Raw genomic sequence first — 23,851 nt, forward strand, 5'->3', positions numbered from 1 at the left:
CTCCAAAAACAAGCATTTCCCATGCTTATTGGGGAGTAGATTATCACTTATAGGCGTGGTCTAAAATCCTAGAACCACATCATTTATGCCTTACAATGAAGATCAAGAGTTAGATAATAACACTTCAGACAATACGCACTTTCGTGACATTCTAGAACAACGCATGAGCCGTCGCAGTTTAATTAAAAAAACTGCAAGCGGTGCAGCAGCTTTAGCTTTAGCTTCTTCTTTATCTGCATGTAGTGATGATGATGAAGATACAAATGTAACACCACCAACAAGTAAAGAAGAACCCAATACCAAGCCTGAAACATTAACATTTAAAGCTGTAGATAAAAATTTAAATGATATTGTTACTGTTCCTGAAGGTTACCAAGCAACTGTATTATATGCTTTAGGTGACTCAATCAATCCTTCTTATAGCAATTGGAATGCAGATGCAGATGTTCCATCTGGCCCAAGTTTCCAATTCCGCTCTGGTGACTGTCACGATGGCATGAGCTATTTTGGCTTAAGTACTAAAACTGGTCGTTATGATGAAAATGCATCAGATCATGGCTTATTGGTTTTGAACCACGAATATATCAACCAAACCTTCTTACATCCAAAAGGCGCAACTAAAAAGGATGGACGTCGCCCAGAAGATGAAGTGATTCGTGAAGTAAATGCACACGGTGTTTCAGTCGTTCATATTAAGAAAAATGCTGAAACTCAAGCTGTAGAGATTGTGAAGTCATCACCATTTAACCGTCGTATTACAGCTTCGACTGTCATGGATTTTGCAGGGCCTGTAGCTGGTTCTCCATTACTGCACACAGCATTCTCTCCCGCTGGTCGTCAAACTCGAGGCACACAAAATAACTGTGGTAATGGTTATACACCATGGGGCACTTATTTAACTGCTGAAGAAAATTTTATTGGTTATTTCCAACGCTCAGGTACAGACCAATACTCAGCCCGGAGTGAAGCTGAAAAAATAGCACTTAAACGCTATGGCTTAGGCTTAGAGATCTCTTATCAAACTGAAAAAAATGCAGACGGTAGTGTTAAACGTGATGCGAAAAACAACATCATTTATATTTTAGATGCTGATGGAAAAAAAATTCCAGAACGCGATGAGCAAGATCGCATCGTGTATTTGAATAAATCTTCACGCTATGGTTGGGAAACAGCAGAAGCTGGTTTTGAATCTCAAGACATGTATGATCGTTGGGCTGCTAACGTAACCAAAGAGTCTTCAACTCAAGACTATCGTAATGCGCCAAATACATTTGGCTGGATTGTAGAAATTGATCCATTCGATAGCCGCTCAAACCCAGTAAAACGTACTGCATTAGGTCGTTTTGCTCACGAAGACTGTCGCGCCAGCCGCGCAATTGAAGGGCAAAAATTTGCATTCTATATGGGCGATGACTCGCGCGGTGAGTACATCTACAAATTTGTATCAGATGCAACATGGGATCCTAAAGATGTGAATGGTGGCTATCGAGCTGGCGACAAATATATGAATTCAGGGAAATTCTATGTCGCTAAATTTAATGCATCAGGCACAGGAGAGTGGATTGAACTGGCTTATGGTAAAAATGGCTTAACCGAAACAAACGCTATTTACCCATTTAGCTCACAAGCGGATGTCCTTACTTTTGCTCGTCTTGCAGCAGATGCTGTAGGAGCTACAAAAATGGATCGTCCAGAATGGGTTGCTGTAAACCCTGAAAATGGTGAAGTGTACGTGACTTTAACCAATAACTCGAACCGTGGTTCAAGCTATGCAACAGATCCTGCAAACCCACGTAACTACACCGATCCTGAAGGTGGTAAAGGTAACGTCAATGGTCATATTATCCGCTTTAAAGAAGAGAATACTGCAGCAACATCATTTGAATGGGATATCTATCTATTTGGTGCTGAAGCAAGTATGGATCCGACAATTAACCTTTCTAATTTAAGCGATGCAAACGACTTCTCAAGTCCAGATGGTATGTGGTTTGACCCACGTGGTGTTCTTTGGATTCAAACAGATGATGGCGCATATACAGATGTTACAAACTGTATGATGTTAGCAGCACTACCTGGTCAAGTTGGTGATGGCGGTGTTGTAAAAACTGTTGGTGATCAAAGTACAATTGCTGGTGCTCAAGTCACCGATAAAAACTTACGTCGCTTCCTTGTTGGGCCAAAAGAATGTGAAATTACAGGTGTAACCATGACACCTGACTACAAAGCAATCTTTATTAACGTTCAGCACCCAGGTGAAGATTCAAAGAGTTTTGATGCGCCAAGCAGCCATTGGCCTGCAACACAAACTGACATGAACAATAAAACTGCACGTCCTCGTTCAGCAACGGTTGTCATCACCCGTAAAGACGGCAAAGCAATTGCTGGATAACATCCATAAATTAAAAATGCCGACAACATGTCGGCATTTTTTATGCTTCAATCTTCACTTGCTGTCGTACAATCTTTCCTTTTTGCTCACCATACTGTGTTTTTTCCAACCATATAAACTGCTGTGCTTGCATACATAAAAAGTTAGAACTACGTGTTCCGTACAGTGGGCTTTGAATAAATGTCGATGACAACAACGCTTCCATCTCCAATGAAATCCCTGTTTGTGGTAACAATTCAGATCCAACCTTGCGTTCATCTTCTAAAATATCCCACGCTGCAGCATTTAGCTCTGCCGATGCAAGATTAGGCAATTGCAGCATCGGTAAAAACTCCTGCGTAAAGCGTTTGCGTAAACGTGCAGTTTTTTCCCAAGGGTCACTCATCAACCCATTTGACACCACATAAACGCCTTTAGCTAGAACCTGCGGTGCTTCGCCACGGTTACTCATATACACCGCTTGAGTGGTATCGCCCACAAATAAATTAAAACCTGCGTATTCACATTGCTGTTTTTCTAAGGCTTGCGCAAAACGGATAGGCGTTTGCTCAGATTCTAAAAAAGCCTGAATAATATGCCCACGTGAGGTTGGATATTCACGAACATCATTCGCATCACGATAATTGGTAATCACTGCCCAGCGTCCCGACTGAGTGACCCCCATCCACGTACCGCCCGATTCTAAATCCTGCCCAGCAACAATTGGACTCTGGGGCCATGCTGCCAGTGCTGCTGTCGAACGCCGATAGAACTCATCCCGATTTGAAATCAAACACAGGGGTGTGTCTGCCAAGACCTGCCAAGCCAATGCAACAATACACATAATTCAAACTCTTAATCTTTACACATTGAATGTACAACATTTTTCATCACATTCAGCTAAAATCTGTGCAAAACAGAATCACAAGGAACAGGAATGCTCACCTATCCAAATATTGACCCCGTTGCTATTTCGCTCGGGCCTTTACAAGTCCATTGGTATGGCTTGATGTATTTACTGGCATTTTTATTTGCATGGGGTTTGGCAACTTACCGTGCCAAACAGCGTGGATGGACACCAGACATGGTTTCCGACCTGATCTTTTACGGCGCTTTGGGCGTAGTCATTGGTGGACGTGTCGGTTACGTATTTTTCTATGGCTTTGAACAATTTTTGGCAAATCCGCTATGGTTATTCCAAGTTTGGACAGGCGGCATGAGTTTTCATGGTGGCTTTTTGGGCGTGATTTTAGCCATGCTGTTCTGGTGTAAAAAATACAAAATGACTTGGTTCCAAACGCTGGATTTTATTGCCCCATGCGTTCCTACAGGTCTGATGTTTGGTCGCATTGGTAATTTTATTGGTGGCGAATTATATGGTCGCCCTGTGACCGATCCTAACTTTGCCTTGGGGATGATTTTCCCGACCGATCCTTTGCAATTGGTACGGCATCCATCGCAGCTTTATCAAGCCTTATGTGAAGGTTTAATTCTATTTATTGTCCTCTGGTGGTTTAGCTCCAAGCCACGTCCACGCATGGCAGTGTCTGCCCTATTCCTGATTGGTTATGGTTTGGCACGCTTTGTTGTCGAATTTTTCCGCGAACCCGATCATGGTCAGCTCTTTATTGCATGGATGAGTAAGGGGCAATTCCTGAGCTTACCAATGATTTTGGTCGGTATCTGGATGATGTGGTATGCCTATCAAAAGAAAATTTATGATTGGGGTCCGCAGAAAAACAGCTAAACAGCTATCCATTTACATGCAGCTTTCATCTATTCAGGCGAAGTCAATCTTCGCCTTTTTTATGCTACAGTGCCATCTAGTACTTATACTTTTCATACATCAATATCTCACATGCTTGAATTTTGGTTTAACCCACAGATTACCGTCAAAAAGAAAATTGCCCTGCTAATGCTGAGTGCGTTGGTCACTGCAGCGTTATATTTCTTAGAACCCTTAAAGCTCGATGCGATTTTAATGTTTCTGGCTGCAGGTCTTGTTTTTTTAATTTGTCGTTACTGCAAAATTCATTTTACTGCGCAACATCCAACAGGTTGGTTGGCACGACTATTGACTTGGATTCCACTGGCGTTGTTACTCGCACTGATTTTTATGCAGATTCAACACGGTGAAATTTTACTGTCGGGCGCACAAGGCATTGGCTTTACCGCTTTGGCTATTTGCCTGTTTTCACCACTGGCATTACTGAATCAACATCACACTTCCGACTCACAATAAAGTCACAACTTTAAAAACTCTGCTATTATTCTTTGTGATTTACTGGGCATCGAATCGCCCAACCAAAAATATTCACTTTTGCTTGACCAGAGAACGCTATGCGCCAGTATTTAGACCTACTCCAACATATTCTTGACCATGGTGGCGACAAAGGTGACCGTACCGGAACTGGTACGCGTTCAGTGTTTGGGCATCAAATGCGTTTTAACCTTGCGCAAGGTTTTCCACTGCTGACCACCAAAAAAGTGCATTTCCGCTCTATCGTGATTGAGCTATTATGGTTTTTAAAAGGCGATACCAACGTCAAATATCTACAAGAACATAAAGTCAGTATTTGGGATGAATGGTCTACCGCAGAACAAACCGCGCGTTTTGGTCGTCCTGAAGGTGAACTTGGCCCAGTGTACGGACATCAATGGCGTAATTTTGGTGCAACACAAAAAGCCGATGGGTTATATGAGCAAGATGGTTTTGATCAAATTGCATGGTTAATCAATGAAATTAAAACCAATCCAAATTCACGTCGTTTAATCGTGTCAGGCTGGAACCCGAAAGAAGCCGGACAAGTGGCATTACCGCCTTGCCATACTTTATTCCAGTTTTTTGTGCACAACGGCAAACTCTCATGCCAGTTATATCAACGCAGTGCCGATGTGTTTTTAGGTGTACCTTTTAATATTGCCAGCTATGCTTTACTAACCCACATGATCGCACAAGTCTGTGATTTAGAAGTCGGAGATTTTGTCTGGACAGGTGGCGATACGCATTTATATGCCAACCACTTTGAACAGGCACAGTTACAGCTAAGCCGTGAACCATTGGCTTTATGTCAATTAAAACTCAATCCTGAAATCAAAGATATTTTCGACTTTAAATTTGAAGATATTGAAATCGTAGGCTATGAGTCACATCCTGCAATTAAAGCGCCTGTCGCAGTTTAATTAGCTGTTGCTAGATTTAGCATCTCAACATTTAAAGGACCTGAACATCCCTAAAACACTTTGCAGACTAAGAAAATACGAGCCGAATTATGTCATTTCAAAATTTAGAAGTTGTACACGTGGTCGCTATGGATCAACAACGCTGCATTGGTCAAGGTAACCAATTGCCTTGGCATATTTCGGCAGACTTAAAACACTTCAAAGAAATCACCCAAGGTGGCGTGGTGATTATGGGACGCAAAACATTGGAATCAATGGGGCGCACTCTCCCTAAACGTGTGAATTGGGTGATTACCCGCGATCCAAACTGGTCATTTGAAGGCACAAAAGTCGCACACAGCATTGAAGATGCGTTGCAACAAGCTGTTGCAGATGTACACGCCTCAGAAAAACCTAACACATTATTTATTATTGGCGGCGGTGAAATTTTTAGCCAAACCATACCGCTTGCTGATCGTCTGGAACTGACGCATATTGAGCTGGATGTTCAGGGAGATGCGCATTACCCTGCCATTCCTGCCGAATTTAAAAAAGTAGCCTCAGAACAGCATGTCGATGAAAAATCAGGCATTGTCTTTGAGTTTGCCCGCTATCAAAAATAATGCTGACAGCTTTGGCAATCTTTGATTATCATAACTTAAACGGAATTTAACTTGCCTCAGGAATGGCGGATGCTGCATTTCATCTTCAGTTTAGGTGTCATTCTTTCTTCTATTTGGCTGAGTATGGCCTTGTGGATTCATCAGCCTTTGGGTTGGTTGATGAGCCGTGTGCTGATTGGAACTTGGCTAGCCTTTACGCTCAGCATTTTAGGCATCTATATCACGCAACATTTGCTGAGTCGTAATCAGGATATTCTGGTTTATCTATTGGGTTTTGCCTTAGGGCTGTTTTGGTATTGTGGGCTAGAGGCCAAGCAAGACCGTGACTGGAACCCTGAAGTGGCTCGTATGCTGCATTATGAACAAGTACAAGATCAGGTCACGCTGCAGAATGTCCGCAATTTTGACTGGCATGCCGATGGTCGCTATACCGAACGCTGGGAGACCCGCCAATTTAACCTGAAACAGATTACAGGGGTGAATATCATCACCTCTTACTGGATGGGGCCAAAAATTGCGCATACCTTAGTCAGTTTTGACTTTGCCGATCAAGCGCCACTCACCTTTTCCATTGAAATTCGCAAAGAAAAACACGAAGAGTTTTCTGCGATTGGTGGCTTCTTTCGGAAATATGAGTTGAGCCTTGTTGCTGCCGATGAAAAAGATATCATTTACACCCGCAGTAATATTCGGGGTGAACAAGTTTATTTTTTCCCCCTTCAAATGAATCATCAAGAAGCGCAGGCTTTGTTTCAAGAATATCTTCGTAAAGCTGATGCTTTAGCGGCTAAGCCACGTTGGTACAACACTTTAACCAGTAATTGCACCACATTGTTGTTTGATATGATTCAGTCAGTATCACAAAAACGCTTCCCTGCAGACTATCGCTTGTTTGCTTCGGGTTATTTACCCAATTATTTATATGATTTGCATGCGCTGGATCATCGTTGGGATATGCAAACTTGGTATCAACGCGCCCACATTAACCCACGTGTGGAAAACTTAAAAGATATCCACAGTCAGGACTTTTCCAGACTTATTCGACAAGGGGTACAGCTCGATTCCTCAGCAAAAATCAGCACGCCTTACTCGCACCCAACCTATCAAAACAAAGTGCTGCCTTGACCTATTTTGGTCATTTTGTCCAGATACAATTCATTCAAATAGCAAACTACACCCATTCTTGAAAAAGTTGCAGCAAACATACAAATTCAACTAGAGCCACGGCGCATAATTTGTTTAGATAGCAACAAGTTCAAAAAATTAGAGATCATTTCATGTTTAAAAAATCTTTTGGTTTCGCAATATTTGCTTCAGTCATGCTTTTCTCTGGATGTGAAAATATGCCAACTCAAACGAGCACCAGCCAAATTACCGCAATCAATCAAGCTAACTTGGTACAACGTACATGGACGGCTACGCAATTGGGCAACAGTATGTTAAATACTGCAGCAAACCGCCAAAACTTGCCATATTTAAACTTTGATGCCACCACACAAACAGTCTCAGGTTCAGATAGTTGTAACCGAATCAACGCTAGCTATACCGCAGGACGTGACACCCTACAATTGGGTCAATTGGCGACCACGCGAATGGCTTGCTTAAATAACAACAACTTAGATCAAAAATTTCACGAAGCCCTGAATAAAGTGACACATTATCAGGTCTATGGCAAAACTCTAAAATTGCTAGATCGTCATGGAAATTTACTCATTCAATTTGAAACACCAACGGCTGTACGTTAATGTCTAAGTCTAACCATAAATAGGCTTAAAATAGTTGATTCATAAAATATAAGGACAAAATCATGCAACAAGCATTGTTTGGTGGCGGATGTTTCTGGTGTGTTGAAGCTGTATTTTTACAACTGCAGGGCGTAGAAAAAGTCACCAGCGGTTATGCAGGTGGACATACCTTAAACCCAAGCTATGAAGATATTTGTCGGGGCGACAGCGGACATGCAGAAGTCATTTTGATTGATTTTGATGAACAGCAGATCAGCTATTCACAATTACTTGAGGTGTTTTTTGCCACACATGACCCAACCACCTTAAACCGTCAGGGCAATGATGTCGGCACACAATATCGCTCTGTGATTTATTATTTGGATGCTGTACAACAACAAACTGCAGCCGAGATGATTGCAGCCTTACAAGCCGAAGGTGTGAATGTGGTGACAGAACTCAGTGCAGCCCCTGAATTTTACCCTGCGGAAGACTATCATCAGAATTTTTTTGCCAAAAATCCAAATCAGGGCTACTGCAATTTTTCTATTCCACCTAAACTGAATAAATTACGCAGTAAATTTCAGCATTTACTTAAAGTATAGCCTTCCGATTTAAAAGCAATTACATAACGGTGATACTCATCTTTTAGAGTTTCACCGTTTACACCACCATTTATTTCACAAAAGTCGTCCAGACAAATGCCTGAGTGCGTCCTTGTAAGGTCATCTTCAACTGATCGCCCGACTGTAATGCTGCCACCCCTGCAGGTGTACCAGTCATGACCACATCACCAGGTTCTAAACTAAACACTTGGCTAATATCTGCCAATAATGCTGCAATATCAAAAATCAATAAACTGGTATCGCCTTGCTGACGTAATTCGTCATTGATGTCCAAACGATAGTGCACGTTTTTCCATTCCTGAATTTCCGATACATCCACCCAGTCTGCCAACACACAAGAACCATCAAATGCTTTGGCTCGTTCCCATGGCTGCCCTTTTTTCTTGAGTTCGTCCTGCAACTCACGCAAAGTTAAATCCAAACCTAAAGTCACAGCACCTACAGCATCCAACACTTTGGCAGGATCTGTATCTGCATTTAAGGATTGGTCAATGCGTAAACTAAGTTCACATTCATAATGACAATTGCCCCAGACTTTATTCCACGTAATCCCATCATTTAAACTGCGTAAACTACTTGGCGGTTTAATAAATAACACAGGACGATCAGGTACAGCATTACCTAATTCTTTGGCATGGTCTGCATAACTGCGACCGACACAGACAATTTTAGATGGACGTGTACTCATGATCATCCTCAGATAATTGGTAAATTGGGAAAATTAGAACTTACTTTTTAAAAGTATTTTCAAAAACCGTTTGTTCTGCAGGCTGATTAAATGCTCGTTTCGGTACAATCACAACTGTACGGTTTTTCAATTCCAGCATATAGGTGAGTTTACCCACAGCGAAATTTTGTACCTCATTATAATGAAATACCTGTTTGCGACCATTGGCATACAATTCTGCATAGTCTTGAAATAAATCAATACCTTGCTCGCTTTTTCCAAATTGGTATTTTACAAACTGACGTTTAAACATCATTGGCAAGAACCAATAACGCATTAAAGTTTGCAAGATTAAAAAGAACGCACCGAGTGCAACATAATAGCGACCTACCCCATCGAAGCCCAAATAAAAGCCCCAAGCGATAATCGCCACACTCATCAGTGGTGTAATAAAACGGGTGAATTGTTTTTTACCAAAAGTCGCAAGGGCAAAGCCGTCTTGAGATTCTGCTAAATTTAAAATATAGCGCAAAGACAATGCTGGCTGCGTGTCAGACATAAGCTCATCATCAAGTCATTCAAATTGCGCTAAATCTTACACTAGATTGAGCACATTCCTTATTTTTTTAGTGTTTATTCGCTCAAAGCCAGATGTAAAACAATAGTCATACTTTTGACACAGAAATTTCATCATTTTTAGATAGTGTAGATGCAAAAAAACCGCATCAAAAGTGCGGTTTTTTATTTCAAGTTGGTGCGCTCAGAGAGATTCGAACTCCCGACCCCTTAGTTCGTAGCCAAGTGCTCTATCCAGCTGAGCTATGAGCGCGACGACTTGATGGGGGGCATTATACGTGTTTTTTTCTGGCTGTTAAGTATTAATTCATTATTTTGCAATCAAATGCACAGATATTCGACGATTCAAAAAATTTTACCGAAATACAATTATTGCATTGGCTTAGCTTCGGGTAAATGCAGATACCCACTGTATCAGCAAATTTCAGGCACAAAAAAACCGCATTTAAGCGGTTGATTGTTCAAGTTGGTGCGCTCAGAGAGATTCGAACTCCCGACCCCTTAGTTCGTAGCCAAGTGCTCTATCCAGCTGAGCTATGAGCGCATTACTTGTTTGCCAATTTAGGCGATACGTTACTGTTCAGTTTACTTATTGGTGCGCTCAGAGAGATTCGAACTCCCGACCCCTTAGTTCGTAGCCAAGTGCTCTATCCAGCTGAGCTATGAGCGCGACATAAGTAAAGCGTGGCGGTGAGAGAGGGATTCGAACCCTCGATACAGTTACCCGTATGCGTCCTTAGCAGGGACGTGGTTTCAGCCACTCACCCATCTCACCGTAACGTGCCGCCATAATACAAATTAAGTGCTAGCACTGCAAGCTTAGACACCACAATTTTTGCATATTTTTGCTCAATTAAATATTTTTTAGACAATTTTCAGGATTCATCGCCACAATTGTGCCTGAACTTTTGGCAATCACTACACAAAAACTAGAAACATCGTAAAATAACGACAGAAAACACATTATTGCAATCATTTACGTGCAGTCTTCACGTACATGACTTATGCTAAACCTACCTTCTGACATGAAGTTTATTCCATGATGAAAAATTGGGTCGATCCTGAAGCGAAAGCTGAAGCCGAACGTTACGAAAATCCTATTCCAAGCCGTACCTTAATCTTAGAAACCATTGAAACACTGCAAGCGGCACAGTCACATGCAGACTTGGTTGAGCATTTCGCCATTGCCGATCAAAAAAGTATTGATGCGTTAAGCCATCGTTTAATTGCCATGGTGCGTGATGGTCAGCTCATGAAAGATGGATTCAAGTTCCAGCTGGCTGCAGAACAACCGACTCATGACGCCACGGTGTACATCAACAGTAAAGGTTTAGGCACAGCCAATATTGCAGGTCATGAAGATATTTTATTGCCTGAACGTGAACTACGTTTGGTGTTTAATGGCGATCAAGTCAAAGTCCGCCAGACTTCGGTAGATCGTAAGGGCAAGGCATGGGGCTTTATTACCGAAGTCACCCAGCGTCGTGTCAAACAAATCATTGGTAAATTGTCAGAATACGATGGTGAATATTTTATTCAGCCCGCCCAACCAAATAGCCATCAACCCATTACCCTTGAAAAAGAACTAATTGAACACGCCCAAGTTAAACTGGGCGATTCTGTGCGCATTGCCATTGACGACTATCCAACCCGTGAAGAATTCGCCACAGGACATATTATTCAGTCGATGGCAGACAAAGCTGATACTGAAATTATTATCCCGCAAACCATTTTAGAATTTGGTCTGCCATATGAATTTCCTGAAGATGTCATTCAAGAAGCTGAAAGCTTTCAGGAACCGACTGCCCAAGATCGTGAAGGACGTATTGATTTACGCGATTTACCCTTAGTCACCATTGATGGTGAAGATGCCCGCGACTTTGACGATGCGGTGTACGCCGAAAAACGTCCAGGCGGTGGCTATCGAGTCGTTGTCGCCATTGCCGATGTCAGCCATTATGTCCGCTCAGGCAAACCATTAGATAATGAAGCTCAGCAACGTGGGACTTCGGTGTATTTCCCACATTTTGTATTGCCAATGTTGCCTGAAGCTTTATCGAATGGCTTATGTTCACTCAATCCGCAGGTAGACCGTTTATGTATGGTCTGTGATTTAAAACTGTCACGTGCAGGTCGAGTCACAGGTTTTGAATTCTATCCATCGGTCATGCATTCCAAAGCACGTCTAACCTATACCCAAGTGGCACAATATTTTGAGGGGGATAGTGCGGCAATTCCAGAAGATCGGGAGGTGCGCAAATCATTAAACACTCTGTTCCAACTGTATCAAGTGCTGAAAGGCTTACGTGCCAAACGTCATGCCATGGAGTTTGAAACCGTTGAAACCTACATGACCTTTGATGAGTTAGGTGGAATTAAAGAAATTTTGCCGCGCACCCGTAACGATGCGCATAAACTGATTGAAGAATGTATGTTACTCGCCAACGTCGCAGCAGCAGAATATGCACTCAAACATGATGTGCCGATGCTGTACCGTGTGCATGAACCACCAGAGTTTTCACGTATTCAAAAAGTCCGTGATTTTGTCAAATTACTTGGGCTACATTTCCCAGAACAACCAACTCAAGCCGACTATCAAGCGGTGATTGAAGCCACTAAAGATCGTATTGATGCGCCAAGTATTCACGCGGTGTTATTACGTTCCATGATGCAGGCCTATTATGGTGCCAACAATGCAGGACACTTTGGTTTAGCTTATGATGCCTACACGCATTTCACTTCACCAATTCGCCGCTACCCTGACCTGTTATTACACCGTGCCATTAAAGCACATTTACAACACAAGCCATCCCCACTTTCGGGCGCAGCTTTAGATGATGCAGGAGAACATTATTCTGCAACTGAACGTCGTGCCGATGAAGCCTCGCGCTCTGTCACGACATGGCTAAAATGCCACTATATGCAGCAGCATTTAGGTGAAGAATTTGTGGGCATAATTTCTGCAGTGGCAGAATTCGGTCTATTTGTTACGCTCAAAGACCTTTATGTCGATGGTATGATTCATGTCAGCCAGTTAGGCGATGATTTCTTTGTATTTGATCAAGCTAGTCAAAGTCTAATTGGACAAGCACGTGGTCAAACCTTTAGCTTAGGCGATGAAGTCAAAATTAAAGTGGCGGCCGTGAATTTAGAAGACCGCAAAATTGATTTTGAACTTATGCAACAACTCACCCATGCAGGTCGTGCTATTCGTATGCGCGCACCGCGCGTGGCAAAACCATTCAACCGTGAAGCCACCGAAGAAGTTTTTTCTGAGCGTCCAAGCAAGGCGACTTTAAGTGAAAACGGTGAGCAACCTGTACCAAAGAAAAAGCAAAAAAACAAACCGAGTTCTTATGGTAAAAAAACCTCAGCGAAGTCGGAAATAAAACCGAAAGAAAAAACCAAGAAAAAGACCAAAGAGAAAAAGAAAAAAGCCAATGCCAAGTCTAAATTTGACTAGCATCGGCTTTTTTCCAACCACTTCAAAAAGAGCTACGGCTCTTTTTGTTTTTTGGGATCGCCTCAAACAGCCATATTCTGAAAAAGTTATCACCTTGATTAGCTAAATCTGCCCTTTTGCCTTGATTTCAGCCCTCAAAAGCCCTACATCTATTAATCATGAAAGAAATTTAGATGGCACTCAAAAAATGAAATTACAGCAAGCAACTTTACCTGTTCCACAGTTTGATCAAATTACACTGGCAGATTTAAAAGAAAAAATTGAGCATGCTATTCAGCAGGGACAAAGCTTTTTAAATAAGCTGACTGCAGTACCTGAAAGTATTACGGCGCAATTAAATGTTTTAGAACAGATTGATCAGCTCGAAAATAATATGAGCGAAGCATGGGGCGTGCTGTCACATTTAAATGCGGTCATGAATAATACTGAAACCCGTGAAATGTATCAGGCGTTATTACCCAGTTTAAGTGACTACTATACTCAGCTTGGTCAGCACACGGTGTTATATCAAACTTATCAACATATTCACGATGCCAACACCTTTAAAGATTTGCCTGCTGCACAACAAAGCGCAATTCAACTGGCCTTGCGTGACTTTAAACTGTCAGGCGTGGCCTTAGAAGGCGAAGCCAAAAAACGCTATGCTGAAATTTCAGCGCGTTTATCGCAACTGTCATCGGATTTTTCCAATCATGTCTTGGATGCTACTCAAGCCTATTACAAAGTATTATCAGAAGATCAGCTCAAAGGTTTACCACCAAGCAGCGTTGAATTGCTGAAACAATATGGTCAGCAACGCGAGCTAGAACAACCTGTGGCAACACTGGATATTCCTGCCTATTTAGCCATTATGACCTATGCCGATGATCGTGCTTTGCGCGAAACCTTGTATCAGGCATACACTACTCGCGCGTCCGATCAATCAGCCCAGTCTGAATTTGACAACACCCCGATCATGGAAGAAATCTTGCGTTTACGTCAAGAAATGGCGCAATTGCTCGGTTTTAACAACTATGCAGAATTATCCCTTGCCAGCAAAATGGCACCAAGTGTCGAAGCAGTCGATCAATTCCTGCGTGAACTGGCAGAACATGCTCGTGCACCTGCAGAACAAGAAATTGCCGAACTCAAAGCCATTGCCGCCCAAGATGGGATTGATACCTTACAACCGTGGGATACAGGCTACTATTCTGAAAAATTAAAATTACAGCAATTTAACCTTTCACAAGAAATGTTAAAACCATATTTCCCTGCACCGAAAGTGGTTGAAGGTCTATTTAGCATCGTCAAGCGTTTATACGATGTCGATATTATTGAGCGCGCTGCCCCTGTTTGGCATCCTGATGCACGTTATTTTGAACTTGAAGATCAAGGTCAAGTGATTGGTGGTTTTTACTTTGATCTATATGCCCGTACAGGCAAACGCGGCGGCGCATGGATGAGTGGTTTCCGTTCACGCATGCAATTGGCACAAGGTTTACAAAAACCAATTTGCTATATGGTGTGTAACTTTACCCCACCTGTTGCAGACCAACCCGCGCTTTTAACGCATGATGAAGTCATCACCCTATTCCATGAATTTGGACATGGCTTACATCACATGCTAACTGAAGTAGATAATATTGCTGTGGCAGGTACACATGGTGTCGCTTGGGATGCGGTGGAATTACCAAGCCAATTCATGGAATTTTGGACTTGGGATCAAGATAGTTTAGATATGCTGAGTGCGCATATTGAAACCCAAGACACCCTGCCAGAACACCTGCTTAAAGCACTGTTAGATGCACGTTTCTTCCAGTCGGGAATGCAGAGCCTGCGCCAAATTGAATTTGCCCTGTTCGATTTAAGTATTCATCGCAGCAACCCTGCTTTAAATGCGGAACAGATTCAAGCCATGCTAGATGATATTCGTCAAAACTATGCCGTTGCGCCAACTACAGCTTACAACCGCTTCCAGCACAGCTTCAGCCATATTTTCGCAGGCGGCTATGCTGCAGGATATTATTCATACAAATGGGCAGAGGTTTTGGCCAGTGATGCCTTTGATCGCTTCGAAAATGAAGGGCTGTTTAATACCGAAACGGGTAAGCAGTTTAGACAGTTTATTCTAGCAGTTGGCGGAAAAGATTCAGCCCTTGACGCATTTATCAATTTCCGCGGACGCGAGCCAAAAATAGACGCACTATTACGTCATCAAGGTTGGACGAACACAGTTAAAAACGCTTAAACTATGAACTTTAGATGAAGTTAGGGGAGTCGTGATGACCATTAAACGTCGTTTCATTGCAGGCGCAAAATGTCCAAAATGTCAGGCGATGGATCGGGTTGTCATGCTCACCGCTGGCGAAGCTGAATGGATCGAATGCATCGAGTGTGATTATACGGAAAACCGTCCAACACATATTGATGAACCTGAAATCCCAGAGGTTTCAGATGAAATTGGGGTGATCCAGTTTAAGCCACGTCAGTCAAAATAAAACAATAAGGTTTAACGCATGACTGAAGATCAACGACACAACCCTAAGCTCCTGTGGGCGATTGCTGGGGGCTTAATTGTTGTCATTATTTCCGTGTTTATCTTTCAATGGATGGGTGAGAGCGACAATACTGCACCTATAGAAACTGCCCCAACCACGGCGCCTGCAACGAAATCTGCGCCTGTTGAAGCAACGCCATTGCAAGATGATGAAGCAGCACCAAAACAGTTGGTGACTGAAGATTTACTTAAAGCACCTGTACCTGAAAATCCAGCGCTTGCCAAAGAAGAAGTGGCTAAATTAGATGACATTCAAAATCAGCTATATGATCAACATACCTTATTAAAACAGCAACATAATGATTCCGATGAGTTGATTAAACTCAAAGAAGAGCAAATCAAAATCCTGGAAGCTCAACTGGCACAGTAAGCCTCATTTAATTAACATCAGTCGTTTTGAAATAAGATAAAGCGTCAGAGTTATAGCCAATTTAAGCTAGAATAGCCTGAGGTTATTCTGGCTTTATTTGTATGACATCTTCTGGTTCTACCCAACAAAATTTGCTCAAAGCAATTATGCTGTTGACCTGCTCTGCTTTTCTGTTCTCACTTATGGGGGTCTGCGTTCGTTACGCCTCTGAAACGGTAGACAATGCCACCGTGGTATTTTTCCGTAACTTTATTGGTTTGTTTATTTTTATCCCACTCATTTTCAATAAAGGCTTGGGCTTTTTTAAAACTGAAAAGTTATGGATGCACACTTGGCGTTCGCTGGTCGGATTAACTGCTATGTATGGTTTTTTCTACGCAATTGCCAATCTGAAACTGTCCAATGCGATGGTCTTTACCTATTCGTCGCCTATTTTTATCCCCTTAATTGCATGGCTATTCCTTAAAGAAAAAATCACCAAACCAATGCTATGGGCTGCGTTCATTGGTTTATTTGGCGTGTTGTTTGTCGCCAAACCCGATGCAGGTATGTTTAATAGTATGTCCGCGATTGGACTCAGTGCCAGTTTTTTAGCAGCAATGGCTTTTGTTACAGTACGTGCTTTGACTCAAACCGAGCCGCCTGAACGTATTGTGTTTTATTTTTGCATGATTGGAACACTCATTTCTGTTGTACCGATGTTCTGGTCATGGCGCCCCTACAACTTAAAAGAATTGAGTTTTTTAATTGGCGCGGGATTGCTGGCCAATATCAGTCAAATCTTTATGTCCAATGCCTACCGTCTTGCCCCTGCAGGGCAAATTGGCCCTGTAAATTACATTGCGATTATTTTTGCGGGGATTTGGGGCTTTAGCTTTTGGCATGAAACGCCAGACTTATTTAGTTTGATTGGCTTTGCCCTAATTTTGCTTGCCATTATTTTGTGCAGTCCACTGTTACAAAAACACCTGAATCACCACTCACCACATTCTTAATTCCACTTTATATTCCCTACATATCAGCCTATTAAAAAAACACCCCATAGTGAACTACAGGGTGTTGTTAAATAATAAGATGACTGTGATTAAGTATCCATGTGCTTATTCATACCAACCGAATAGCTTAAACGCATACGGTGCATAGGCAATAATCAACATCGCAGGAAGCATCACAATTATAGGTAAAATCCAACGCTCATAACGATAATAGAACGATTTATGCCGAACTTCTGCATCGGCTGCAGCGACTTCTTCATCACCAATCGACTGCCTTGCCAATAAGTGATTCAGCGCTACAGGTGGCGTCACATAGCCTAATTCAAAACCAATTAGGGTAATCATCCAGAAATGCGCAGGATGAATCCCATATTGATAAGCCACAGGCGCAACCGTTGCAGAAATTAGAATCACCGCACCGAATGGATCCATAATCATGCCTACAAAAATCATTAGGGCAACAATCAGGCTAATCACAATAAAGATGCTGCTAATGTCTGTTGGGAACGCTTCCATAATTTCAATACGTTCTAAATAACCGCCCACACTGACTGAAAGCGCCATCAAAATCACCAATGCCCCAATATGTCCCACCGTTTCACTGGTCGATAAATGCAGTGCTTTGAAAAAACCATATTGACGCAATGGTGAATCAGGTGCGGTCAATAATGAACGCTCAGATGAAGCTGTTATCTGTTGTGCTGTAGGCTTGTGATCTAAAGTCTGATCCCACTGCCCCATGGCTGGAATAGGTGCAGGTTCATGGCGCAATTTATCAAACAGCACCATCATCAATAAAATAACCGGCATCATGACAGGTGCAGTAAATTCATTCATATTGGTGTCTAAAGCATATTTATAGAACAACCAAATCAACACAAAAATAAGAATATAGGGCAGTACAGGGCCAAAAGCACGTAAGGACAATGGCGCAGCTATTCGTGGTGTAGCAATGCGGAATTTATTTTCAGCAAAGAACAACGAAATCACTAAAAACAGGGTTGAAGTCAGCAGGAACACATACAAACCATAGTGATACAGCATGTCTGTTGTAACTTCTTTGTTCAGCGATGCCACCACAACAATCAATAGGCAAGGACGAAGTACCACCCCCATTGAACCCGACATGGCTGTTACCGCCAATGCAAACTGACGTCGTCCACCCGCATTCCAAACCTCTTTATAAATGATTGCACCTGCGGCAATGACAAAAATCCCCGATGCACCGGTATAAGCCGTTGGTAATGCAGCGGCTATCAGAATCAGCCAGGTTAAGGTTTCAGGTGCCAAATTCCACGGACGCAGAATATTCAGGAACAAATCCACAATTCGGGTTTGTTTGAGCAACATCCCCGCCCAAATAAACAATGCCAAGTTCAAGAAAATACTGGAGAATTCGATCAACTGCCCTAGGTAAATCCCTTGCCCCATTGGATAATCCATTAGGAAGGTAAAGGAGAAACCCGTACTAATTGCCATATAGGCATACAGAGGCACACTCAGGAAAGCAAGACCTAAACTACCGCCTTCACGGGTCGGTGCAGGTGGCTTAATGAGCTGGAATAAACTAATTAAAGTCAGGGTTGCAAACAGAATCATCCACATCCAGTAAATGATTTGCGTTTCACCACTCATCGGTACGCCTGAATCGAGTACTGAACGATATTGACTGATACTTGACGAGGTTAAGAAACCATTCGCTACCACCATTAAAGTCGAGTACACCTTAAAATCAATTTTGGTCGCAGGGCCACGTAAACCAATGTGATGGGTTTTTAAAGTGGCACTGATCGCGGCAAAAACCACCATCAACACCAATAAAATGGCACGATTTTCAGTACCAAACTTAAAAATACCAAAAAAAGAGGTTTCAATGGTTCGATACATTTTCAAGCCTGGATGGGCTTGAATATGCTGAATCGCCTGATCATGAAATTGAAATTTTTCTTCACAAATTTGTTTGGCTGCCAAAATGGAAGCGCGGACATCTGACTCAGAGGCAGTGCCAAAAATATCGGCAAACTCATCAGCAGCATTGGCTTGCATTTGGGCATGAACTTGCGCATCGATATCGGGGTTGCGTTCGCAGTCAGGTGCAGTGGGTTCGGCACGCAAAAATGAATACTGCATACCCGTTGCAGGGTCACCATATAGGCGTTCACCCATGCGCAACAACTGACCATGTATCATTTCACCTGTACCAATAATGAGCGTCAGTAGCAACAAGATCAAAATAACGAATGTAGAAATCCATTCTGTCCATATATGTCTGAGCAAAGCCAAGCCAGACCTGCGTTGTCCGTTATTGTGCATATATTTTCCTGTTTTTATTTTGTACAGAAACCGAGACTCTCGAATTTCTGTCTGTCCTTATTCAACGGAATATCCATCTTCCATTGAGCATTTTTGTATTCGGTTTAAATGTGAATGAACGTTGTTATTTTTAAAATGACAATATGGATTTTCTTTTAAGTAAAAATGGTCAATTGTGAGTTTTTTTTTGAGTCCTCTTCGATGTAATTTTAATACGGATCAATGCAATAGGCCCAAACAATATAAGCGAGTGCAAAAATTATTCCCCAAATCACTCCCAATAAATGTGCCTCAACCAATACAGGACTTCCGATTAATTCTGCTGTACCCAAACTGCCCACGGTATTTTCCCAAATCAATTTAGATAAAATAAGCAGCAAGACCAATGTGGCAAAGCCACGTTCTTTTTTATAAAGCAAATGCACACATGCCACCGCCACATAAGCACCATGCAACACCCCAGAAAGTCCTGCATAGGCATCAATATCGGCAAGGAAGTAATAGAAACTCAGACTAATCGCTGGCGGTAGTAGCAGCAAAAGCGCCACAAAATGCCATACTTTGGCATGCGGAAAAATAAAAGGGATACAGGCAAAGGCGATCATATTGAGTAAATAATGCATCCAGCCCACATGCACCCAATGCCCTGTCCATAAGCGCCAGAATTCATCCAATAAATATGTAGACCAATAAATAAAATGCTCTGCAAAAATCTGCAAACATGCCGAAACCGACATACATGCCGCAATAAACACAATTTTTCGACTGAGAAATTGAGATGAATATTGCATAGGCGCTCGCATCCTCCAAATTATTCTTGTTATGTGCTTCGGCAAACGGATTGCCCAATCCTAAAATACTTGTCTATATGAAATTGGGCAATCTTGATATTTTTACAATTGAGCTGCCGTATCTTCATTAAATAAATCATCCAATTCAGATGAATTATCTTGCTCATCCCAGAAACGTTGCTGATCACCAGTACGCACACCTGTATGTTCAGTCCAGTAACGGTCTGAAATTCCTTGTACCATGCTTCCCGCCATAGCATCAATCAATTTAAATTGTGGATTTACAGGTTTTTCGTCACTGCGCGCATGAGAAAAGGCTTTGAGTGCATCGCGGATTTTGGCATCTTCACCACTGGCTTGAGCAGCAACTGCATATAAGGCGTGTGATAAACGCACCCCTTTATTTTCACCAATCTGCATTGACTGCTTTAAGGTTTGATATGGATCAGGTTTACCATCTCCCGCACCTGGAAGCAAAGTCCATATTACGGCACGTGTGGCCTCTGGTGCACCCCAGAATTTTTCATTATTTAAACAGGTCATGCCACGTTCAACAATCGCGGCAATGTCTTTAGGCACATGCACTGCCCCGCCTGAATTAATATCATTGGTCATAGCTTGCAAGCCACTCAACATTCCCAGCATGTACACCGTTTGATCAATATCACTGTTCATTTTTGGACAACCTTCGCCCAAAGGTTTTCGGTATTTCTTTTCCCAACGATGCTGAAATAATTGATAGCCTGTGTATTGACGCTGTGCAGCCAAAGCCGCCCAACGCTTTTGTTGAATACGCGCATCTTGCGCTTCACCCACTTGCCCTGCTTTTGCTGCACGTAAATAACGCAATTCCGCATCTAACGCTTTTTCTTCGGCACAAATGCCTGCCGCCGAGTACATCAGTACCGCAACACGGGTTGGGTCTGCGCCCATATCTTTAGTCGCCATAATGGCAGGAGTTAAGGAATTACCAGAATTACACACCATTTCAGCATCTTCCATCGCTAAAATTGGCGGTACAATATGTTTTTCAGTAAATCCAAGTGCGACATTGGCACCTGTTTTGATCACTTGTGAACAACCTGATAATAATAAACTTGTGATTGCAAATATGGCCACACCCTGGCCTATTTTTTGGACTTGCGACATTTTCCTGTCCTCTATAATTGTGTTTATGTCCATTGCAACAAACATAGCAGAAGCAATATCTGAATAAAAGCGTCTACTTGCTGCTTCAGATGGATAACTTTGCCATGTTTTAAATTGACTGAAATCTGTCATCCGACAAAATTTAGACAAAAAAAAGTAGCATTGCGACGGTTCAGCACATGCTACTTATTAACTGGTGCCCATTTCAGGCTTATCTTAAAAAATCTTTCGATCAAATTTAAATCTGTACATTTCAGGAATCTGATTTGTAATGATCTAAACCGTTCAGGAATTAATATAACTGAAAATAGGGATAGGTGTAATCTTTTATGCCAACATAAAATGACTAGTCAGGACACGAAAAATAGATGATAATTTTATCCTTATGATAATTATTGTTTTTTAATTAATAAAAATATACAGCTGTCTGCAAATTAGAGCATTTTCGCCAATACTTTTAGCGCCTTCCACTGCGTCTTAGAAACTTGATCACACCAAATCACCACAGGTTTAAAGGCTTGCTGAAATTCCAAGACGATATAAATTTGATGATCTATCACTTGACGTAGTTCCACACGCTGAATTTCTGTTTGACGAGCTGTACTTTTGAGATGTTGTGATGGGACACGGGGCACGAGATAGGAAATTGACCATTCACGGTCATCTAATTGATCTAAGCCAAGAATTCTACGAGCACGGACAAACTTAAAATAGGTCCAAGCCACAATAATAATACATATAATACTTAACCATAGGCTTAATACTTGCAGTAAAAGCCAGACGATGAGTAGAGCGATCATCAGCTGAAACACTATTGCGATGACACTAGGTTTCAGCTGAAACTGCTGCTTAGCCATGCACATAATGCTTTAGTTTACGGATAAAATCTTTCAACTCAGGACGTGGTGGCTCAGACACTTCCATAAACCAATCCAACAAATCTGGGTCTTCCTGCGCAACTAAATCCGCAAACATTTGTTTTTCTTCCACACTGGCAGTCAAATAGTGATTTTTCACATACGGGTCAAAATAGACATCAATTTCCTTTAAACCACGACGGGCTCGGTAAATTACTTTGCGTTCTTCTAAGCTAATGTCATCACTCATGCTGTTCCCCCATTCAAAATTAAACTCAGGATAGTTTAACCGACCCCCTTTAAAGTTTCGATGACTTTTATGCAGCAATGACCAAAAGCATCATATTGCATCTGCAATTGAAACTTTTGCCCCTTGTTCACCCCTATAAATTCTTCTAAGGTGAATCCACAATAACAACATCAAGAAGATGAAACCATGCAATCTGCCGCTATTCGCCCCATTGCTAATATGTTACCGCGCACCTTATTCAATGCTGAACACGAAGGTTTTCGTGATTTGGTACGAAAATTCTATTTGCAAGAAGTCATCCCTCATACTGAAAAATTTGAAGCGCAGCAGCATGTAGACCGTGAGTTATGGCGTAAAGCAGGCGCTTTGGGCTTGCTGTGTAGCACCATGCCTGAAGAATATGCAGGTTCAGGTGTAGACCGCTTATACAGCATGATTTTGATTGAAGAACAAGCCTATGCAGGTGACAGTGCCACAGGTTTTTCACTGCATTCAGATATTGTCGCCAATTACATTAATAACTTTGGAACGACTGAACAAAAACAACACTGGTTGCCCCGTATGGCAACAGGCGAAGTCATCACAGCGATTGCCATGACTGAACCTAGTACAGGTTCAGACTTACAAGCTGTACGCACCTCTGCGGTATTGGATGGTGATGAATACGTGATTAATGGTTCTAAAATTTTTATTACCAATGGCTATTTGTGCGATATGGCAATTGTGGTGTGTAAAACCGCGAACACCGACAAAGGTTCAGCTAATCTGTCTTTAATACTCGTAGAAGCAGACCGTAGGGGATTTACCAAAGGCAAACCACTGAATAAAATTGGGATGAAAGGTCAGGACACTTGTGAATTATTTTTTGATAATGTCCGCGTGCCTCGCAGTAATTTATTGGGCACAGAAGGCATGGGCTTTATCATGTTGATGAAAGAACTGGCTTGGGAACGTTTGATTGTCGCAATTATTTGCCAAGCAGGTGCGGAAGCTGCTTTTGCGCATACACTGCAATATACTCAGCAACGACAAGCCTTTGGCAAAAGTATCCAAAACTTTCAAAATACGCGCTTTAAACTGGCAGAATTACGTGCCGAAATTGATTTTTGTCGTGCTTTTTTAGATCAATGTATGCAGTTACAACTTCAAGATCAACTCAGTGTCGAAGCTGCTGCAGCTGCCAAATATAAAATTTCAGAGATGTATTCTAAAGTAGTGGATGAATGTCTACAACTGCATGGTGGCTATGGTTATATGCTTGAGTATCCAATTGCACGTGCTTACTTAGACAATCGGGCCAATCGTATTTATGCAGGCACCAATGAAATTATGAAAGAACTAATTTCACGTTCTTTATAAAATTCCCACCTCAACATGAAAA

At 42.0% G+C, this 23,851-nt stretch carries 22 protein-coding genes and 4 tRNA genes; 14 read left to right on the forward strand and 12 right to left on the reverse strand.

Annotation, left to right across the window (positions count from 1 at the left end; genetic code table 11):
- The first annotated feature begins 85 nt into the window (after positions 1–85).
- Complete coding sequence (locus AC0T5Z_RS11515; protein WP_435337783.1) at positions 86–2,389, forward strand: PhoX family protein; 2,304 nt, start codon at positions 86–88, stop codon at positions 2,387–2,389.
- A gap of 40 nt (positions 2,390–2,429) precedes the next feature.
- Here AC0T5Z_RS11515 and AC0T5Z_RS11520 read toward each other — a convergent pair whose 3' ends face one another.
- On the reverse strand, positions 2,430–3,212 hold the full coding sequence (locus tag AC0T5Z_RS11520) for an NRDE family protein (protein ID WP_435337785.1): 783 nt from the start codon (positions 3,210–3,212) through the stop codon (positions 2,430–2,432).
- A 93-nt stretch (positions 3,213–3,305) separates the two neighbouring features.
- Here AC0T5Z_RS11520 and lgt point away from each other — a divergent pair, with 93 nt between their 5' ends.
- From lgt to msrA, 7 genes are all read left to right on the forward strand, one after another.
- Positions 3,306–4,115 (forward strand): prolipoprotein diacylglyceryl transferase, encoded by an 810-nt coding sequence (gene lgt / locus AC0T5Z_RS11525; protein ID WP_236094042.1) that lies wholly within the window; start codon positions 3,306–3,308, stop codon positions 4,113–4,115.
- A 111-nt stretch (positions 4,116–4,226) separates the two neighbouring features.
- Complete coding sequence (locus tag AC0T5Z_RS11530; RefSeq protein WP_435337786.1) at positions 4,227–4,610, forward strand: hypothetical protein; 384 nt, start codon at positions 4,227–4,229, stop codon at positions 4,608–4,610.
- Between the two features lie 98 nt (positions 4,611–4,708).
- Positions 4,709–5,551, forward strand: a complete 843-nt coding sequence (gene thyA, locus AC0T5Z_RS11535; protein ID WP_004974795.1) for a thymidylate synthase — start codon at positions 4,709–4,711, stop codon at positions 5,549–5,551.
- A gap of 89 nt (positions 5,552–5,640) precedes the next feature.
- Positions 5,641–6,153: a dihydrofolate reductase gene (locus AC0T5Z_RS11540; RefSeq protein ID WP_435337787.1), complete on the forward strand. Its 513-nt coding sequence runs from the start codon at positions 5,641–5,643 to the stop codon at positions 6,151–6,153.
- Positions 6,154–6,222: 69 nt separating this feature from the next.
- The gene (locus AC0T5Z_RS11545; protein WP_435337788.1) at positions 6,223–7,278 is read left to right on the forward strand and encodes an Lnb N-terminal periplasmic domain-containing protein; all 1,056 of its coding nucleotides are present in this window, start codon (positions 6,223–6,225) and stop codon (positions 7,276–7,278) included.
- A gap of 152 nt (positions 7,279–7,430) precedes the next feature.
- Positions 7,431–7,898, forward strand: a complete 468-nt coding sequence (locus AC0T5Z_RS11550) for an META domain-containing protein (protein WP_026438072.1) — start codon at positions 7,431–7,433, stop codon at positions 7,896–7,898.
- 62 nt (positions 7,899–7,960) lie between these two features.
- Complete coding sequence (msrA, locus tag AC0T5Z_RS11555; RefSeq protein ID WP_435337789.1) at positions 7,961–8,482, forward strand: peptide-methionine (S)-S-oxide reductase MsrA; 522 nt, start codon at positions 7,961–7,963, stop codon at positions 8,480–8,482.
- A 70-nt stretch (positions 8,483–8,552) separates the two neighbouring features.
- On the opposite strand, the gene AC0T5Z_RS11560 is transcribed toward msrA, so the two are convergent.
- The 6 genes from AC0T5Z_RS11560 to AC0T5Z_RS11585 form a co-directional block, all read right to left on the reverse strand.
- Positions 8,553–9,191 carry a fumarylacetoacetate hydrolase family protein gene (locus AC0T5Z_RS11560; protein ID WP_435337790.1) on the reverse strand — a complete coding sequence of 213 codons (639 nt, stop codon included), beginning with the start codon at positions 9,189–9,191 and terminating at the stop codon, positions 8,553–8,555.
- A 40-nt stretch (positions 9,192–9,231) separates the two neighbouring features.
- Positions 9,232–9,729: a YcxB family protein gene (locus tag AC0T5Z_RS11565; protein WP_435337791.1), complete on the reverse strand. Its 498-nt coding sequence runs from the start codon at positions 9,727–9,729 to the stop codon at positions 9,232–9,234.
- A 193-nt stretch (positions 9,730–9,922) separates the two neighbouring features.
- Positions 9,923–9,999, reverse strand: a tRNA-Arg gene (locus AC0T5Z_RS11570).
- A gap of 214 nt (positions 10,000–10,213) precedes the next feature.
- Positions 10,214–10,290 (reverse strand) — tRNA-Arg (locus AC0T5Z_RS11575).
- A gap of 49 nt (positions 10,291–10,339) precedes the next feature.
- Positions 10,340–10,416 (reverse strand) — tRNA-Arg (locus AC0T5Z_RS11580).
- A 15-nt stretch (positions 10,417–10,431) separates the two neighbouring features.
- Positions 10,432–10,521, reverse strand: a tRNA-Ser gene (locus tag AC0T5Z_RS11585).
- Positions 10,522–10,785: 264 nt separating this feature from the next.
- On the opposite strand from AC0T5Z_RS11585, the gene rnr reads away from it, so the two are divergent.
- From rnr to AC0T5Z_RS11610, 5 genes are all read left to right on the forward strand, one after another.
- Entirely contained in the window at positions 10,786–13,209 is a 2,424-nt protein-coding gene (rnr, locus tag AC0T5Z_RS11590) for a ribonuclease R (RefSeq protein ID WP_435337415.1), read from the forward strand.
- A 187-nt stretch (positions 13,210–13,396) separates the two neighbouring features.
- Positions 13,397–15,436: a M3 family metallopeptidase gene (locus AC0T5Z_RS11595; RefSeq protein ID WP_435337416.1), complete on the forward strand. Its 2,040-nt coding sequence runs from the start codon at positions 13,397–13,399 to the stop codon at positions 15,434–15,436.
- A gap of 40 nt (positions 15,437–15,476) precedes the next feature.
- Complete coding sequence (locus tag AC0T5Z_RS11600; RefSeq protein WP_171062592.1) at positions 15,477–15,686, forward strand: YheV family putative zinc ribbon protein; 210 nt, start codon at positions 15,477–15,479, stop codon at positions 15,684–15,686.
- A gap of 18 nt (positions 15,687–15,704) precedes the next feature.
- A complete protein-coding gene (locus AC0T5Z_RS11605; protein WP_291334283.1) occupies positions 15,705–16,115 on the forward strand; it encodes a hypothetical protein in 411 nt (136 codons plus the stop codon).
- A 101-nt stretch (positions 16,116–16,216) separates the two neighbouring features.
- Entirely contained in the window at positions 16,217–17,110 is an 894-nt protein-coding gene (locus AC0T5Z_RS11610; RefSeq protein WP_291334282.1) for a DMT family transporter, read from the forward strand.
- Between the two features lie 105 nt (positions 17,111–17,215).
- Here AC0T5Z_RS11610 and AC0T5Z_RS11615 read toward each other — a convergent pair whose 3' ends face one another.
- The 5 genes from AC0T5Z_RS11615 to AC0T5Z_RS11635 form a co-directional block, all read right to left on the reverse strand.
- The gene (locus tag AC0T5Z_RS11615) at positions 17,216–19,423 is read right to left on the reverse strand and encodes a TRAP transporter large permease subunit (RefSeq protein WP_435337417.1); all 2,208 of its coding nucleotides are present in this window, start codon (positions 19,421–19,423) and stop codon (positions 17,216–17,218) included.
- A 209-nt stretch (positions 19,424–19,632) separates the two neighbouring features.
- Complete coding sequence (gene rrtA, locus AC0T5Z_RS11620) at positions 19,633–20,214, reverse strand: rhombosortase (protein WP_291334280.1); 582 nt, start codon at positions 20,212–20,214, stop codon at positions 19,633–19,635.
- 102 nt (positions 20,215–20,316) lie between these two features.
- Positions 20,317–21,363 carry a hypothetical protein gene (locus tag AC0T5Z_RS11625; protein WP_435337418.1) on the reverse strand — a complete coding sequence of 349 codons (1,047 nt, stop codon included), beginning with the start codon at positions 21,361–21,363 and terminating at the stop codon, positions 20,317–20,319.
- A 434-nt stretch (positions 21,364–21,797) separates the two neighbouring features.
- Complete coding sequence (locus AC0T5Z_RS11630; protein WP_291336525.1) at positions 21,798–22,220, reverse strand: hypothetical protein; 423 nt, start codon at positions 22,218–22,220, stop codon at positions 21,798–21,800.
- On the reverse strand, positions 22,213–22,470 hold the full coding sequence (locus tag AC0T5Z_RS11635; protein ID WP_291336527.1) for an FAD assembly factor SdhE: 258 nt from the start codon (positions 22,468–22,470) through the stop codon (positions 22,213–22,215). Before AC0T5Z_RS11635 ends, AC0T5Z_RS11630 begins: the two co-directional genes overlap by 8 nt.
- A gap of 186 nt (positions 22,471–22,656) precedes the next feature.
- On the opposite strand from AC0T5Z_RS11635, the gene AC0T5Z_RS11640 reads away from it, so the two are divergent.
- Positions 22,657–23,829 carry an acyl-CoA dehydrogenase family protein gene (locus AC0T5Z_RS11640; RefSeq protein ID WP_291336529.1) on the forward strand — a complete coding sequence of 391 codons (1,173 nt, stop codon included), beginning with the start codon at positions 22,657–22,659 and terminating at the stop codon, positions 23,827–23,829.
- Positions 23,830–23,851: the final 22 nt, after the last annotated feature.

Source organism: Acinetobacter pengchengensis (genome assembly GCF_982235305.1).

What these genes read in the sequence shown, in the direction of transcription:
- AC0T5Z_RS11515 (WP_435337783.1), top strand. Translation starts at nt 86, where the DNA reads ATGCCTTACAATGAAGATCAAGAGTTAGATAATAACACTTCAGACAAT.
- AC0T5Z_RS11520 (WP_435337785.1), bottom strand. Translation starts at nt 3,212, where the DNA reads ATGTGTATTGTTGCATTGGCTTGGCAGGTCTTGGCAGACACACCCCTG.
- lgt (WP_236094042.1), top strand. Translation starts at nt 3,306, where the DNA reads ATGCTCACCTATCCAAATATTGACCCCGTTGCTATTTCGCTCGGGCCT.
- AC0T5Z_RS11530 (WP_435337786.1), top strand. Translation starts at nt 4,227, where the DNA reads ATGCTTGAATTTTGGTTTAACCCACAGATTACCGTCAAAAAGAAAATT.
- thyA (WP_004974795.1), top strand. Translation starts at nt 4,709, where the DNA reads ATGCGCCAGTATTTAGACCTACTCCAACATATTCTTGACCATGGTGGC.
- AC0T5Z_RS11540 (WP_435337787.1), top strand. Translation starts at nt 5,641, where the DNA reads ATGTCATTTCAAAATTTAGAAGTTGTACACGTGGTCGCTATGGATCAA.
- AC0T5Z_RS11545 (WP_435337788.1), top strand. Translation starts at nt 6,223, where the DNA reads ATGCTGCATTTCATCTTCAGTTTAGGTGTCATTCTTTCTTCTATTTGG.
- AC0T5Z_RS11550 (WP_026438072.1), top strand. Translation starts at nt 7,431, where the DNA reads ATGTTTAAAAAATCTTTTGGTTTCGCAATATTTGCTTCAGTCATGCTT.
- msrA (WP_435337789.1), top strand. Translation starts at nt 7,961, where the DNA reads ATGCAACAAGCATTGTTTGGTGGCGGATGTTTCTGGTGTGTTGAAGCT.
- AC0T5Z_RS11560 (WP_435337790.1), bottom strand. Translation starts at nt 9,191, where the DNA reads ATGAGTACACGTCCATCTAAAATTGTCTGTGTCGGTCGCAGTTATGCA.
- AC0T5Z_RS11565 (WP_435337791.1), bottom strand. Translation starts at nt 9,729, where the DNA reads ATGTCTGACACGCAGCCAGCATTGTCTTTGCGCTATATTTTAAATTTA.
- rnr (WP_435337415.1), top strand. Translation starts at nt 10,786, where the DNA reads ATGATGAAAAATTGGGTCGATCCTGAAGCGAAAGCTGAAGCCGAACGT.
- AC0T5Z_RS11595 (WP_435337416.1), top strand. Translation starts at nt 13,397, where the DNA reads ATGAAATTACAGCAAGCAACTTTACCTGTTCCACAGTTTGATCAAATT.
- AC0T5Z_RS11605 (WP_291334283.1), top strand. Translation starts at nt 15,705, where the DNA reads ATGACTGAAGATCAACGACACAACCCTAAGCTCCTGTGGGCGATTGCT.
- AC0T5Z_RS11610 (WP_291334282.1), top strand. Translation starts at nt 16,217, where the DNA reads ATGACATCTTCTGGTTCTACCCAACAAAATTTGCTCAAAGCAATTATG.
- AC0T5Z_RS11615 (WP_435337417.1), bottom strand. Translation starts at nt 19,423, where the DNA reads ATGCACAATAACGGACAACGCAGGTCTGGCTTGGCTTTGCTCAGACAT.
- rrtA (WP_291334280.1), bottom strand. Translation starts at nt 20,214, where the DNA reads ATGCAATATTCATCTCAATTTCTCAGTCGAAAAATTGTGTTTATTGCG.
- AC0T5Z_RS11625 (WP_435337418.1), bottom strand. Translation starts at nt 21,363, where the DNA reads ATGTCGCAAGTCCAAAAAATAGGCCAGGGTGTGGCCATATTTGCAATC.
- AC0T5Z_RS11630 (WP_291336525.1), bottom strand. Translation starts at nt 22,220, where the DNA reads ATGGCTAAGCAGCAGTTTCAGCTGAAACCTAGTGTCATCGCAATAGTG.
- AC0T5Z_RS11635 (WP_291336527.1), bottom strand. Translation starts at nt 22,470, where the DNA reads ATGAGTGATGACATTAGCTTAGAAGAACGCAAAGTAATTTACCGAGCC.
- AC0T5Z_RS11640 (WP_291336529.1), top strand. Translation starts at nt 22,657, where the DNA reads ATGCAATCTGCCGCTATTCGCCCCATTGCTAATATGTTACCGCGCACC.